The organism is Kineococcus haloalkalitolerans, assembly GCF_050871905.1.
Taxonomy (GTDB): domain Bacteria; phylum Actinomycetota; class Actinomycetes; order Actinomycetales; family Kineococcaceae; genus Kineococcus.
Window position 1 is genome coordinate 24,706 of record NZ_JBJLSH010000035.1, and the last position, 13,500, is coordinate 38,205.

The following is a 13,500-nucleotide window of genomic DNA, read 5'->3' on the forward strand; positions in this document are numbered from 1 at the left end:
AGGACCCCCTCGTGCCCGCGACCCCCCAGGTGGTCCGCGTGACCGCCGAGCACGCCACCGACCGCACCGCCGTGGCCACCGCCCGACCCCGGCTGAGCTGGGTCACGGAGTGCGCGACCCCGGGGTGGTGGCATGCGGGCGCCGAGCTGGAGCTCACCGGACCCGCCGGCACCCGCACCGCGGTGCTGGAGGGCGAGGACTCCGTCCTCGTGGACTGGCCCTTCGAGGACCTGCGCCCGCGCGAGGAGCACGCGCTGCGGGTGCGGGTCACGGGCCGGGACGGGTCCGTCTCGGCCTGGAGCGAGCCGCGGCCGGTGGTCGCCGGGTTCCTCGCCGACGGCGAGTGGTCCGCCGCCACGGTCGGGCTGGCGGACCCGCAGCGGCTGGCCGAGCCGGTGCTGCTGCGGCGCGCCTTCACCCTCGACGTCCCGGTGGCGCGCGCCCGGCTGTACGCCACCGCGCGGGGCGTCTACCAGGTCGAGGTGAACGGCCGCGAGGTCGACGACGAGGTCCTCAAGCCGGGTTGGACCGCCTACGACCACCGGCTGCTGCACGAGAGCACCGACGTCACCGGCCTGCTGACCACCGGTGAGAACGTCCTCGGCGTCCGGCTGGCCGGCGGGTGGTTCTGCGAGCGGTTCCCCTCGGGGGAGATCGGCACCCGCCTGTACGGGGACCAGCCAGCCGTCGCCCTGCAGCTGGTCGTGGAACTGGCCGACGGCAGCACCAGGACGGTCGCCACCGACGGGACCTGGCGCGCCACCGGCGAGGGGCCGCTGCGCCGCAGCGGGATCTACCCCGGCGAGACGTTCGACGCGCGCCGGGTGCAGCACGGCTGGTCCTCCCCCGGGTTCGACGACGCCGCGTGGGCGCCCGTGCGCGTGGACGAGCCGTGCCCGGTGCCGCAGGCGCGGATGTCCCCCGGTGCCCGCCGGCTGCGCGAGGTGGCGGTGGCCGACGTGGTCACCACGCCGTCCGGGCGCACGGTCCTGGACTTCGGCGAGGACCTCGTCGGGTGGGTGCGGCTCACCGTCTCCGGCCCGGCGGGGACGACGGTGACGCTGCGGCACGCGGAGGTCCTGGAGGGCGGTGAGCTGTGCACCCGGCCGCTGCGCACCGCCGAGGCCACCGACCGGTACGTGCTGGCCGGTACCGGCCGCGAGGCGTGGGAGCCGTGGTCGACGTTCCACGGGTTCCGCTACGTCGAGGTCGACGGCTGGCCCGGCGAGCTGGACCCCGCCGACCTGGTCGCCGTCGTGGTCTCCAGCGACCTGCGGCGCACGGGCTGGTTCGAGTGCTCCCACGAGCTGCTGTCGCGCTTCCACGACAACGTCGTGCGCGGCACCGTGGGCAACTTCCTGCACCTGCCGACCGACTGCCCCCAGCGCGACGAGCGGCTCGGCTGGACCGGCGACATCCAGGTGTTCGCGCCGACGGCGTCGGCGCTGCTGGACTGCGACGGCTTCCTCACCTCCTGGCTGCGCGACCTGGCCCTGGAGCAGGCCGACCACGACGGCGTCGTCCCCTACGTCGTGCCGAGCGTGCGCCCGCAGGTGCTGGCCGCCGCCGCGTGGGGCGACGCGGCCACCGTCGTCCCGGCCGTGCTGCACGAGCGGTTCGGCGACACCGGCGTGCTGGCCGCCCAGTACGAGAGCATGCGCGCCTGGGTGGACGTCGAGCTGGCCGCCGCCGGCGAGCGGCGGCTGTGGGAGGGCGGTTTCCAGTTCGGCGACTGGCTCGACCCCGCCGCACCGCCCGACCGCCCCGGCGAGGCCCGCACCGACCCCGACGTCGTCGCCACCGCCGAGCTGTTCCGCTCCGCGGACCTGCTGGCGCGCACGGCGCGGCTGCTCGGGCGCGAGGAGGACGCCGAGCGGTACGCGGGCGCCGCCGAGGAGGTGCGCCGCGCCTGGCTGCGCGAGTACGTCACCCCCGCCGCCCGCGTCGTCGGCGACACCCAGACCGCCTACGCGCTGGCGATCCGGTACGGGATCGTCACCGACCCCGCCGTCCGGGCGGCGATGGGCGAGCGACTGGCGCACCTCGTGCGCGCCGCCGGGTACCGCGTCGCGACCGGGTTCGTCGGCACGCCGCTGGTGTGCGACGCGCTGACGGGCACCGGTCACGACGAGGCCGCGGCCCGGCTGGTGCTGCAGACCGAGTGCCCCTCGTGGCTGTACCCGGTGACGATGGGCGCCACCACCGTGTGGGAGCGCTGGGACAGCCTGCTGGAGGACGGGTCGGTGAACCCCGGCCAGATGACCTCGTTCAACCACTACGCGTTCGGGGCGGTCGCCGACTGGCTGCACCGCGTCGTCGCGGGCCTGGCGCCGGCCGCGCCCGGCTACCGGCGGATCGACGTGGCCCCGCACCCCCTGCCGGGGCTGGACTCCGCGCGGTTCGTCCACGACACCCCCTACGGGCGGGCGGAGTCCGGCTGGCGCCGCGAGGACGGCGACCTCGTCGTGACCGCCGTCGTCCCCACCGGCACCACGGCGCGCGTGCGCCTGCCGTGGGTCCGCGAGGAACCCGTGGACGTCGTCTCCGGCCGGCACGAGTGGCGCGGCCCCGACCCGGACGCCGGCCGGGGACCGGGAGGGCCGGTGACGCTCGCGTCCAGCCCCGCGGAGGTGCTGGACCGGCCCGCCGCCTACGACGCCCTGATGACGACGCTGCGCGCCCACGACGAGCACCTCGCGCGCGCCTTCCGCGACCAGACGCGCTGGGTGCCGCAGGGCCGGCTCGTCGACCTCATGCGGCGCGTGCCGCTGCCGGTGCAGCAGCGCGCGGACGAGGCGGTGCGGGCCGCGACGAGCTGAGCCCGCGACGCCCGGCGGCTCAGAAGACCGTGCGGCGCACCGTCTCCGGGTGCAGGACGAGCCGCACGTACGGCTCGACGAGCAGCCCGTCCCGGTCGGCCGCGCGCACCGGGTCGTCCAGGTCCCAGTAGCGCGCGGCCAGCCGCTCGGCCAGCTCGCGGGCCCCCTCGGTCTCCACGCTCACGGGGCCGGTCAGCGCCACCCAGTGCTCGCGCTCGTCGGCGGGCGCGGCCACGACCAGGGAGGCGCGCGGGTCGCGCTCCAGCCGGCGCACCTTCAGCGAGCCCGGCGGGGTGAACAGCTGGACCTCGTCGTCCGCGGTCAGCTCGAACCACACCGGGCGCGGCTGCGGCGGGACCGGGCCGGCGGCCGTGGTGAAGAAGGCGAGCAGCGGGCGGCGCAGGAGCTCGCGGTCCTGCTCGGTCAGCCGGGCGGCGGGCCGGTCGGTGGGCTGGTCGGCGGGCTGGTGGGCGGGCTGGTCGGTGGGCTGGTGGGTCGTGTGCTGGCTCACGGACCCAGCACACCCCGGCCGGCCGGCGTCCGGCCATGGCCGGGACGCCGCGGGACCTTCGCGGTCGTCCGGCGCCCGCTCTGGTCCCCGCCGCGGCCCGCGCCTACCCTCCGCGCCGTGGACGTGTTCAGCGACCTGGTCCGCGGGGTCCGCTCGCACGGCTCGCGGTTCGGCGTCGCGGTGCTGAGCCCGCCGTGGGCCCTGCGCTTCGACGACGGCGCGCCGCTGACCCTGTGCGCGCTGCTGTCCGGGTCCGGCTGGGTGCTGCCGCAGCACGGTCCGCCGGAGCGCGTCGGCGCCCGCGAGACCGTCGTGGTGCGCGGGCCGGCGACGTTCGCGCTCGCCGACGACCCCGCCGCGGCCGGGGACGCGGTGCCCTGGCGGCCCGGGCGGGCGGCGCCCGGCAGCGCGCCGGCGGGGGCCTCGACGCTCGTGGTGGGCGCCTACCCGGCGCGCGGGGAGATCAGCCGGCGCCTGCTCGACGACCTGCCGGCGGTGCTGCGGGTGGGCGGCGGGGAGTCCGACGACCCCGTGCTGGACCACCTGGCCGCCGAGGTCGCCGTCGAGGCGCCCGGCCAGCAGGCGGTGCTGGACCGGCTGCTGGACTGGCTGCTGGTGTGCACGCTGCGCACGTGGTTCGACCGGCCCGGCGGGCGGCCGCCGCGCTGGTGGTCCGCGCAGCGCGACCCCGTCGTCGGCGAGGCGCTGCGCCTGCTGCACACCGACCCGGCGGCCCCGTGGACGGTGGCGTCGCTGGCCGCCCGCACCGGGGTGTCGCGCTCGACGCTGGCCGAGCGGTTCACCGACCGGGTCGGTGAACCGCCCGTGACGTACCTGACCCGCTGGCGCATGACGCTGGCGGCCGACCTGCTGCTGGAGCGGCCGGAGGCGACCGTCGCGCAGGTCGCGCGGCGCGTCGGCTACGCGGACCCCTTCGCGTTCAGCGCCGCGTTCCGCCGGGTCCGCGGTACCAGCCCGAGCGGGTTCCGGCGGGCCGTGGAAGATCCCGAGGACGCCGGGGACCCGCAGGTCCCCGGGGCGCCTCAGCGGGGCTGGACCTCCGCCATGGGGCCGAACCCGTCGACGTCCGCGGCGTCGACGTAGAGGATCTCGGGGGTGCGGCTGACCCAGTCGGGCATCTGGCCGACCGCCTTCTGGAAGTGCTCGGCGGCCACGTGGACGCGGCCCGCCTCGTCGTCGCGGAACCCCTCGACGAGCGTGTACTGGTGCGGGTCCTCGACGCTGCGGGACCAGTCGAAGAACAGGTTGCCCGGCTCGGCGCGCACCGCCTCGGTGAACTCGCGGGTCAGCTCGGGCCACTGGTCGGCGAGCTCGGGCTTCACGTGCCACTTCACGACGATGAGGATCACGCGGCCCACTGTAGGAGGGCGCCCCCGCCGCCGCTGTCGGGACGTCTTGCCCGGGGCGCGCGCGGGCGCCTAGGGTCGAAGCTCCTGAAACGTCTCACGTCCCGACGGAGCGACCGTGACCGACCGCGCCTGCTTCCTGCTCCACCTGCGCCCCGAGCTCGTCGAGGAGTACCTCGCCGTCCACGAGGAGGTGTGGCCGGAGGTCCTGGCGGCCCTCACCCGCAGCGGCTGGCGCAACTACTCCCTCTTCCTGCGCCGCGAGGACGGCCTCGTCGTCGGCTACTGCGAGAGCGACGACTTCGCCGCCGCCACCGCCGCGATGGAGCGCGAGGGGGTCAGCGCCCGCTGGGAGGCGACGATGTCCCGCTTCTTCGCCCCCGCCGCGGCGGGCGACGGGACCACCCGCGAGCGCGAGCGCCTGGAGGAGTACTTCCACCTCGCCTGAGCGCCCGCGCGGCCCCCGGGGAGGGGCACCCACGCCGTGCGGCCGCCGGAGCGCGGTGCTTCGATGGCGCCCATGCCCACCACCGTCAAGGCCTACGCCGCGCCCGCGGCCGACCAGCCGCTGGCTCCCACCACGATCGAGCGCCGCGACGTCGGCCCGCACGACGTCCTCATCGGGATCACGCACGCCGGCATCTGCCACTCCGACATCCACACCGCCCGCGGCGAGTGGGGCGAGGTGCCCTACCCGATCGTCGTCGGCCACGAGATCGTCGGCGTCGTCGAGGAGGTCGGCTCGGAGGTCACGGAGCACGCCGTGGGCGACCGCGTCGGCGTCGGCTGCATGGTCGACTCCTGCCGCGAGTGCGCCAACTGCGAGAAGGGCCTGGAGCAGTACTGCCTGAAGGGCAACACCGGCACCTACGCCGCCACCGGCCGCGACGGGCAGCCCACCCAGGGCGGCTACTCGCAGAAGATCGTCGTGACCGAGGACTTCGTCCTGCGGGTGCCCGAGGGCATCTCCTCCGAGCAGGCCGCCCCGCTGCTGTGCGCGGGGATCACCACCTACTCGCCGCTGCGCCACTGGGGCGCCGGCCCGGGCACGCGCGTGGCCGTCGTCGGCCTGGGCGGCCTCGGCCACATGGCCGTCAAGATCGCCGCCGCGATGGGGGCGGAGGTGACGGTGCTGTCGCAGTCGCTGAAGAAGCAGGAGGACGGCCTGCGCCTGGGCGCGAGCCGCTACTTCGCCACCAGCGACCCGGACACCTTCGAGCAGCTGAAGGGCTCCTTCGACCTGATCGTCAACACGGTCAGCGCGAAGCTGGACCTGGACGCCTACCTGTCGCTGCTGGCCGTGGACGGCACGATGGTCAACGTCGGCGCCCCTCCGGAGGCCCTGTCGCTGCAGGTCTTCTCCCTCATCCCGGCCCGCCGCTCGGTGGCCGGGTCGAACATCGGCGGCATCCCCGAGACCCAGGAGATGCTGGACTTCTGCGCCGAGCACGGCATCGGCGCCGAGGTCGAGGTCATCCGCGCCGAGCAGGTCAACGAGGCGTGGGAGCGCGTCCTGGCCTCCGACGTGCGGTACCGCTTCGTCATCGACACCGCCACGATCGGCTGACCTCCCGCACCCGCCTCGTCGTGCGCCGCGGCCGGTGCGGGGTCCGCCCCCGCGCCGGCCGCGGCGGGGCAGGATGCCCGGCATGACGCTGACGCCGGACCGCCTCCTCGCGCCCTGGCGCGAGGAGGCCGCGCACCTGGACGCCGCCGACCCGCTGGCGGCCCACCGCGACGAGTTCCTCCTCGACGCCGCCCCGGCGGTGACGTCCTACCTGGACGGCAACTCCCTCGGCCGGCCGCTGCGGGCCACCGCCGCCGCGCTGGACGCCTTCGTGCGCGAGCAGTGGGGCGGGCGGCTCATCCGCGGCTGGACCGACGGGTGGATGGGCTGGCCCGAGGAGCTCGGCGACCACCTCGGCCGCGTCGCCCTCGGCGCGGCGCCCGGGCAGACCGTGGTCGCCGACTCCACCACCGTCCTCTTCTACAAGCTGGTGCGCGCCGCCGTGGACGCCGCGGCCGCCACCGGCCGCGACGAGGTCGTCTGCGACACCGGCGACTTCCCCACCGACCGCTGGGTCCTGCAGGGCATCGCCGCCGAGCGGGGCCTGACGCTGCGCTGGGTCGAGACCGACCCCGCCGCGGGGATCACCCCCGAGCAGGTGCGCGAGGTCGTCGGCGAGCGCACCGCGCTGGCCACCTTCAGCCACGTCTCCTACCGCTCCGGCCACCTGGCCGACGCGGCCGCGATCACCCGCGTCGTCCACGACGCCGGCGGGCTCGTCCTGTGGGACCTGTGCCACTCGGCCGGTTCGGTGCCCGTGGACCTGGACGCCTGGGGCGTCGACCTGGCCGTCGGCTGCACGTACAAGTACCTCAACGGCGGCCCCGGCGCGCCCGCGTTCGCCTACCTCGCCGCCCGCCACCACGGCCGGCTGCACCAGCCCGTGCACGGCTGGATGGGGCACGCCGACCCGTTCGCGATGGGTCCCGCGTACGAGCCGGCGGCGGCGGCGCGGCAGCTCGTGTCCGGCACCCCGCCGATCGTCGCGATGGTCCCGGTGCGGGTGGGCGTGGAGCAGCTGGAGCGCGCGGGCACGGCCGCCGTGCGCGCCAAGTCGGTGCTGCTGACGGCGTTCGCGCTGCGGGCGGCCGACGAGCTGCTCGCCCCGCTGGGCGTCGAGGTCGCCTCCCCGCGCGAGGCGGAGCGCCGCGGCGGGCACCTCACGCTGCGGCGCAGCGACTTCCGCGCCGTCAACGACCGGCTGTGGGAGCAGGGGGTGCTGCCGGACTTCCGCGCGCCCGACGGCATCCGCCTCGGCCTGGCGCCGCTGTCCACGAGCTTCGCCGAGGTCCTGGAGGGGGTGCTCGCGCTGCGCGGGGTGGCCGCGGGCGCTCCGGCGTGAGCGGGACGCCGGCGGTCATGGCCGTCGCGGCGCCCGGCGCGCTGGGCGACGAGCGCACGGCCCGGGAGCTCCTGGTGCGCGCGGCCGCGGCCCGCGGGACGGACGCGCGGCTGGTGACGACCACCTCGGAGGCCGCCTTCCGCGAGGCGGTGGCCGAGGCCGCCCGCGACGGGGAGCTCCTGCTGCTGCCCCCGGCCTCCGTCGACGTGGCCGCCCTGGGGCTCGCGCTGGGGGACGCGCGGGTCGTGCGCGTGGACGTCGTCGAGCGCGGGCCCGACCGCTCCGGCGCCGTGCGCCGGCACGTGCGCGGGCGCGGGCTGGCCGGGCTGCGCTGGGCGGTGGACGCGTGGTGGGCGCACCGCGCCGCGCCGCCCGCCCGCCACGCCTACGGGCCGCACCCCGACCAGCACGCCGACCTGCGGCTGCCCGCCGGGACGGGCCCGGCGCCCGTCGCGGTCCTCGTGCACGGCGGGTACTGGCGCTCGCGCTGGGAGGCGGACACCCTCGAGCCGCTGGCGGTCGACCTGGCGGCGCGCGGGTGGGCCAGCTGGAACGCGGAGTACCGCCGGCCCGACGCGGACGGCTGGGACGCCACGACCGCGGACGTCGCCGCGGCCGTGCGGGCGCTGGCCGACGTGCCGGGGGCGGCGGGGGCGCGGCTGGACCTGGAGCGGGTCGTGCTGCTCGGGCACTCCGCGGGCGGTCAGCTGGTCGTCCGGCTCGCCGCGGACCTGGCGGGCGAGCCGGCCGCGGCGGTGCGCCCGGCGCTGACGGTGTCGCTGGCCGGGTGCCTGGACCTCGTGGCGGTCGACCGGCGGTGGCTGTCCGAGGGCGCGGCCTCGCGCGCGCTGGGCGGGCGGGCCGGGGAGGTGCCGGACGTCTACGCGGCCTCCTCGCCGCTGGCGCGGCTGCCGATCGGCCTGCCGGTGGCCGTGGTCCGCGGGCGCCAGGACGACCCGGACCTGCTCGACGTGTCGCGCTCCTTCGCCGTCGCCGCCCGCGCGGCCGGCGACGACGTGCTGGAGGTGGAGGGCGAGGGCGACCACTTCGCCCCCGTGGACCCGGCGTCGCCGCTGTGGGCGGCGGTCGTCGACCTGGTCGCCACCCGCGTCCGCCCCTGACCCGGCCGCCCTCCTCCGCCCTCCCCGCCACCCACCGCCACCACTCCCCCACCGTGATCTTGCTGGGAGACCCAGCGAGATCACGGTGGTCGTGGACGGGTGAGGGCTCGACCACCCGTGATCACGGCGGGGGTGGGGCGGCGGCGGAGGGAGGGGGCGGACCCGTCAGCCGAAGGTGTCGGGGTCCGGGCCGGTGCGCTCGTCGCGGTTCAGGCCGCTGATGCGCTGCACCTGCTCGTCCGACAGCTCGAAGGAGAACAGGTCGAGGTTGCTGACGATCCGCTCGGGCGTCACCGACTTCGGGATGACGATGTTCCCCAGCTGCACGTGCCAGCGCAGCACCACCTGGGCGGGGTCGCGGCCCAGGTCGGCGGCGATCTCGGTGATCACCGGGTCGGACAGCAGCTCCCCGCCCTTGGCGATGGGGCTCCACGCCTCCGTGGCGATGCCGTGCTCGGCGTGGAAGGCGCGCAGGTCCTCCTGCACGAGGTACGGGTGCAGCTCGACCTGGTTGACGGTGGGGACGACCTCCGTCTCGTCGAGCAGCTTGCGCAGGTGGGTCTTCTGGAAGTTCGACACCCCGATGGTGCGGATGCGCCCGTCGCGGTGCAGCTCCTCGAAGGCCTTCCACGTCTCGACGTAGTCGTCGGCCTGCTGCGGCCAGTGGATGAGGTAGAGGTCCAGGACCTCCAGCTGCAGCTTGGCCATGCTGGCGTCGAAGGCGCGCAGCGTCTTGTCGCGCCCGTGCTCGCCGTTGGCGAGCTTGGTGGTGATGAACACCTCCTCGCGCGGCAGGCCCGAGGTGCGCAGGGCGTTGCCGACCCCGGCCTCGTTGCCGTACCCGGCGGCGGTGTCGACGTGCCGGTAGCCGGCGTCCAGGGCGCGCAGCACGTTCTCGTCGGTCTGCTCCGGCGGCACCTGGAACACGCCCAGCCCGACCTGCGGGATGGTCGTGCCGTCGTGCAGCGTGAGGTCGGGGACCCCGCTCATGCGTCCTCCTCGGTCGCGATGGGGCGCCGGCGGACAGCGTGCCGCGGCGCCCGGTGACCCGCGCGAGGCTAGGTGCGACGGCGGCCGCGCGCGCGGTGGGACCCGTCGTTCACGCCTCCGCCGGCGGGCGCGGCACCGGCGGGACGGCGGGTGCCGCGGGTCCGCCGGCGGGCACGTCGCACACGTCCAGCCAGGCCGTGAACCCCTCCTCCGGCAGGGGCCGCGCGAGGTGGAAGCCCTGCCCGACGTCGCAGCCGAGGTCGGTGAGGGCGTCGCGCACGGCGGCCTCCTCGATGCCCTCGGCGACGATGCGCACGTCCAGCTGGTGGGCCAGCCAGACCGTGGACGCGGCGATCGCGGCCGAGCGGGAGTCGGTGCCGACCCCGGCGACGAAGGTGCGGTCGAGCTTGACCTCGTCGAAGACGAGGCGCTGCAGGTAGGCCAGCGACGAGTAGCCGGTGCCGAAGTCGTCGATGCTCAGGGACACCCCGAGGTCCGCCAGCTGCGGCAGCACCTGGGTGGCCTCGTGGTCGGCCATCGCCACCGACTCCGTGACCTCCAGCTGCAGCAGCTCGGCGGGGCGGTCGTGCTCGGCCAGCAGCCCGGCCACGGCGACGGGCAGCGAACCGTCGCGCAGGGCGCTGGCGGGCACGTTGACGGCGACGCGGACGTCGTGGCCGCGGGCCGACCAGCGCGCGGAGGCCCGCAGGGCCTCAGCGAGCGCCCAGCCGGTCAGCGCGGGCATCAGCCCGTCGCGCTCGGCCAGCGGCAGGAACTCGGCGGGCCCGAGGAGCCCGAGCGCGGGGTGATCCCAGCGCGCGAGGGCCTCGGCGCCGGCGAGGGTGCCGTCGCGCAGGTCCAGCTGCGGCTGGTAGTGCAGGACGAGCCGCCCGGCCGCGCGGCGGTCCTCGGGGGCGGCGGCGGGGTCGAGGCCGAGCGCGGTGCGCAGCTGGGTGCGGCGCAGCAGGTCGCGCGCGGCGGGGTCGCCGGCGCCCTGCCCGTGGTGGGCCCCCGCGGGGCAGGCGGCCGGGGACCAGGTGCGCACGCCGCCGCCGTCGGCCTTGGCCCGGTACATGGCGTCGTCGGCGACGCGCAGCAGCCGCGTGGGGGTGCCGGCGTGGGCGGGGTGGGCGGCGGCGCCGACGCTGCCGCCGGCGTGCACGCGGGTGCCGAGCAGGTCGTAGGGGCCGGTGACGGCGGCGGCGGCCAGCGCGCCGAAGCGGCCGGCCTCCTCGGGGCCGCTGCCGGGCAGGACGACGGCCAGCTCGTCGCCGCCGAGGCGGGCGACGAGGCAGCCGGCGGGCAGGGCGCCCGCGAGGCGGCGCACGACCTGCCGCAGCAGCTCGTCGCCGGCGGCGTGGCCGAGGCCGTCGTTGACGGCCTTGAAGCGGTCGAGGTCGAGCACGAGCAGGCCGAACACCTCGGCGCGGGCGGTGCGCCGCTCGAGGTCGGCGAGCAGGGCGCGGCGGTTGGCGACGCCGGTCAGCTCGTCGGTGAGGGCGGCGCGCCGGTACTGGGCGAGGTCGACGAGCTCGCGGACGGCGCCGGCCGAGCGCGCGGCGGCGAGGACCGCGGCGAGCAGGCAGGCCCAGGCGACCTCCGGGGCCAGGGGCGTGAACTGGCCGGCGAAGAGCAGGCCGACGCAGGCGGGCACCACGAGGACGGGCGCGGCGAGGATGGCGGTGGACGTCGGTGGTCGCGGCGGGCGGGGGCGGGCGGGCCGGACGGCGGCGACGGCGGCCAGCAGCAGCCCGCCGGTCCACAGCAGGTCCAGTCCGGTGCCGGGGTGGTAGCGCGACTGCAGCGCGAGGACGACGCAGACGACGTTGCCGACGGAGAAGACGAGGGTGCCGGCGGCCAGGAACCACCAGCGCGGGTCGCCGCGGGAGCCGGCGGCGACGGCCGCCGCGCACACCGCCACGGCGACGTCCGCGGCCGTGCTGAGCACCCACGCGGTCGTGGTCGGCAGGGGGTGCCCGGTCCGCTCGGCGAGCGGGTGGACGAGGAGCTGCTGCAGGAGCGCGGCGGTGACGACGACGAGCGCGAGGGTGCCCGCCAGGTGGCCGGCGCGGGGCCCACCGGGGCGGCGGCGCAGGAGCCGCGCCAGCGCGAGGAGGACCAGCGGGTAGGCGGCGAGGTAGCCGACCTGCAGGACGAGGGTGGCCAGCAGCGGGCGTCCGGCGGGGTCGAGGGAGCCGCCGCGGGCGACGACGACGTCGTGGGCGAGCTCGGAGGCGCTGTAGGCGGCCCACGCCAGCGCGTAGGCGCCCCAGGCGCGCGCCTCGGGCCCGCCGGCGCGCGCCCGCCGCGCCAGGAGGACGACGACGCCGGCCTGCACGAGCGTGCCCGGCACGAGGTCGCCCCAGCGGGCGGCCTCGCGCCACGCGCCGCCGAGGCCGCCGCCGACGACGAGCAGGACGTAGGCGCACCAGCAGGCGGTCGTGGCCAGGAGGAGGGCGCGCTGGCGGGGCGAGGGGTGCGGGCCGGGCGGGACGTCGCCGGGGTCGGACCGTCCCGCGACGCCGGTGGGCGCGCCGAGGGGGCGTCGCGGGGCGGCGGCGGCCGTCGCGACGCCCCGGGCCGGGGAGGTCACGTGCGGATCCTGCCGCACCGGACCCCCCACCGGGGGGACTCGGGGACATCGGCGGGTCAGCGGGTGGCGGGCGCGGTCCGGCGGGCGAGCAGGGCGCGCAGGGCGTCGGCGGCGGCGGCCAGGTCGCGCTCGCCGGCGGGCAGGCCGGGCAGGGCGACGTGGGCGTGGGGCACGCCCTCGCGCAGGAGCAGCTCGACGGGCACGCCGGCGGCCCGCAGCCGCTCGGCGTGCTCCACGCCCTCGTCGCGCACGGGGTCGGCGCCGGAGACGACGAGGACGGCGGGCGGCAGCCCGGCGGGGTCGGGCACGCGCAGGGGGCTGGCGTCGGGGTCGGCGCGCCGGCGCCGGTCGGGCAGGTACAGGTCCCAGGACCAGGCCAGGTCCTCGCGGGTCAGCAGCAGGCCGTCGCCGAAGCGCTCGTGCGAGTCCCGGTCGAGGCGGTGGTCGAGCACGGGCGACAGCAGCAGCTGCGCGGCCAGGGGCGGGGCGGCGCCGTCGCGCCCCCAGCGGGCCAGGGCGGCGGCCAGGGTGCCGCCGGTGGAGGTGCCGGAGACGGCCAGCGGGCCGGTGGGGACGCCGGGCACGGCGCCGTCGGCGACGAGGCCGAGGACGGCGGCGGCGTCGCGCAGCCCGCCGGGGAAGGGGTGCTCGGGCGCGTGCCGGTAGCAGGGGCTGAGGACGACGGCGCCGGTGCGGGCGGCGAGGACCCGGCACAGCGCGTCGTCGGTGTCGAGGTCGCCGGTGACCCAGCCGCCGTGCAGGTGCACGACGGTGCCCGCGCCGGCGAGGGCGGTGCGGGGGACGTAGCGGCGCGCGCGCAGCGGCCCGGCGGCGCCGCGCACGTGCAGGTCGGCGACGAGGACGTGCTCGTCGTCGACGGGGCCGGGGCCGCCGCGGCGGTCGCGCGCGCGGGCGGTGGCGACGCCGGCGAGGTGGCGGGGGGTCCAGCCGGCGGTGCGCCGGGCGTGCTCGGCGACGAGGCGGGCGGCGTCGGGGTCGCTCAGGCGGGGGTCGGGCCGCAGCTCGCCGCGGGGGTGGACGACCTCGAGCCGGTCGGTGGCGCGCGGGCCGGGGGCGGTGGTCGACACGGGCTCTCCTCGGGTCGAGTCCTCGGGTGCGGTCCTCGGGTCCGGTCCCGTCCCACGGTCCTCCGCGCGCGTGTCCCGCGGGCGACGCGGGAGTTTCGGTCG

Annotated in this window: 11 protein-coding genes; 6 read left to right on the top strand and 5 right to left on the bottom strand. The window is 77.6% G+C overall.

What is annotated here, in order from left to right; translation table 11 throughout:
* Positions 1 to 11 precede the first annotated feature (11 nt).
* Positions 12 to 2,819, top strand: a complete 2,808-nt coding sequence (locus tag ACRYMY_RS14010) for an alpha-L-rhamnosidase (protein WP_432547871.1) — start codon at positions 12 to 14, stop codon at positions 2,817 to 2,819.
* Between the two features lie 19 nt (positions 2,820 to 2,838).
* Here the strand turns inward: ACRYMY_RS14010 and ACRYMY_RS14015 are convergent, their stop codons facing one another.
* Complete coding sequence (locus ACRYMY_RS14015) at positions 2,839 to 3,246, bottom strand: pyridoxamine 5'-phosphate oxidase family protein (protein ID WP_432547895.1); 408 nt, start codon at positions 3,244 to 3,246, stop codon at positions 2,839 to 2,841.
* A 201-nt stretch (positions 3,247 to 3,447) separates the two neighbouring features.
* On the opposite strand from ACRYMY_RS14015, the gene ACRYMY_RS14020 reads away from it, so the two are divergent.
* Positions 3,448 to 4,434, top strand: a complete 987-nt coding sequence (locus tag ACRYMY_RS14020) for a cupin domain-containing protein (RefSeq protein ID WP_432547872.1) — start codon at positions 3,448 to 3,450, stop codon at positions 4,432 to 4,434.
* On the opposite strand, the gene ACRYMY_RS14025 is transcribed toward ACRYMY_RS14020, so the two are convergent.
* The gene (locus ACRYMY_RS14025) at positions 4,374 to 4,700 is read right to left on the bottom strand and encodes a putative quinol monooxygenase (RefSeq protein ID WP_432547873.1); all 327 of its coding nucleotides are present in this window, start codon (positions 4,698 to 4,700) and stop codon (positions 4,374 to 4,376) included. The two genes, ACRYMY_RS14020 and ACRYMY_RS14025, sit on opposite strands and share 61 nt — an antisense overlap.
* A gap of 115 nt (positions 4,701 to 4,815) precedes the next feature.
* Here ACRYMY_RS14025 and ACRYMY_RS14030 point away from each other — a divergent pair, with 115 nt between their 5' ends.
* The 4 genes from ACRYMY_RS14030 (at position 4,816) to ACRYMY_RS14045 (ending at position 8,727) form a co-directional block, all read left to right on the top strand.
* Complete coding sequence (locus tag ACRYMY_RS14030; RefSeq protein WP_432547874.1) at positions 4,816 to 5,145, top strand: L-rhamnose mutarotase; 330 nt, start codon at positions 4,816 to 4,818, stop codon at positions 5,143 to 5,145.
* Between the two features lie 72 nt (positions 5,146 to 5,217).
* On the top strand, positions 5,218 to 6,264 hold the full coding sequence (locus ACRYMY_RS14035) for an NAD(P)-dependent alcohol dehydrogenase (protein ID WP_432547875.1): 1,047 nt from the start codon (positions 5,218 to 5,220) through the stop codon (positions 6,262 to 6,264).
* A gap of 82 nt (positions 6,265 to 6,346) precedes the next feature.
* The gene (locus ACRYMY_RS14040; protein ID WP_432547876.1) at positions 6,347 to 7,606 is read left to right on the top strand and encodes a kynureninase; all 1,260 of its coding nucleotides are present in this window, start codon (positions 6,347 to 6,349) and stop codon (positions 7,604 to 7,606) included.
* On the top strand, positions 7,603 to 8,727 hold the full coding sequence (locus ACRYMY_RS14045; protein WP_432547877.1) for an alpha/beta hydrolase family protein: 1,125 nt from the start codon (positions 7,603 to 7,605) through the stop codon (positions 8,725 to 8,727). Before ACRYMY_RS14040 ends, ACRYMY_RS14045 begins: the two co-directional genes overlap by 4 nt.
* Before the next feature lie 165 nt (positions 8,728 to 8,892).
* Here ACRYMY_RS14045 and ACRYMY_RS14050 read toward each other — a convergent pair whose 3' ends face one another.
* From ACRYMY_RS14050 to ACRYMY_RS14060, 3 genes are all read right to left on the bottom strand, one after another.
* Entirely contained in the window at positions 8,893 to 9,717 is an 825-nt protein-coding gene (locus tag ACRYMY_RS14050) for an aldo/keto reductase (RefSeq protein WP_432547878.1), read from the bottom strand.
* Between the two features lie 109 nt (positions 9,718 to 9,826).
* A complete protein-coding gene (locus tag ACRYMY_RS14055; RefSeq protein WP_432547879.1) occupies positions 9,827 to 12,310 on the bottom strand; it encodes a putative bifunctional diguanylate cyclase/phosphodiesterase in 2,484 nt (827 codons plus the stop codon).
* 56 nt (positions 12,311 to 12,366) lie between these two features.
* Positions 12,367 to 13,398, bottom strand: coding sequence for an alpha/beta hydrolase (locus ACRYMY_RS14060; RefSeq protein ID WP_432547880.1), 1,032 nt, complete (start codon positions 13,396 to 13,398; stop codon positions 12,367 to 12,369).
* Between the last annotated feature and the right edge of the window lie 102 nt (positions 13,399 to 13,500).

Bases quoted from the DNA above. Each gene is read 5' to 3' on its own strand.
- ACRYMY_RS14035 (WP_432547875.1), top strand. From the start codon at position 5,218: ATGCCCACCACCGTCAAGGCCTACGCCGCGCCCGCGGCCGACCAGCCG.
- ACRYMY_RS14040 (WP_432547876.1), top strand. From the start codon at position 6,347: ATGACGCTGACGCCGGACCGCCTCCTCGCGCCCTGGCGCGAGGAGGCC.
- ACRYMY_RS14050 (WP_432547878.1), bottom strand. From the start codon at position 9,717: ATGAGCGGGGTCCCCGACCTCACGCTGCACGACGGCACGACCATCCCG.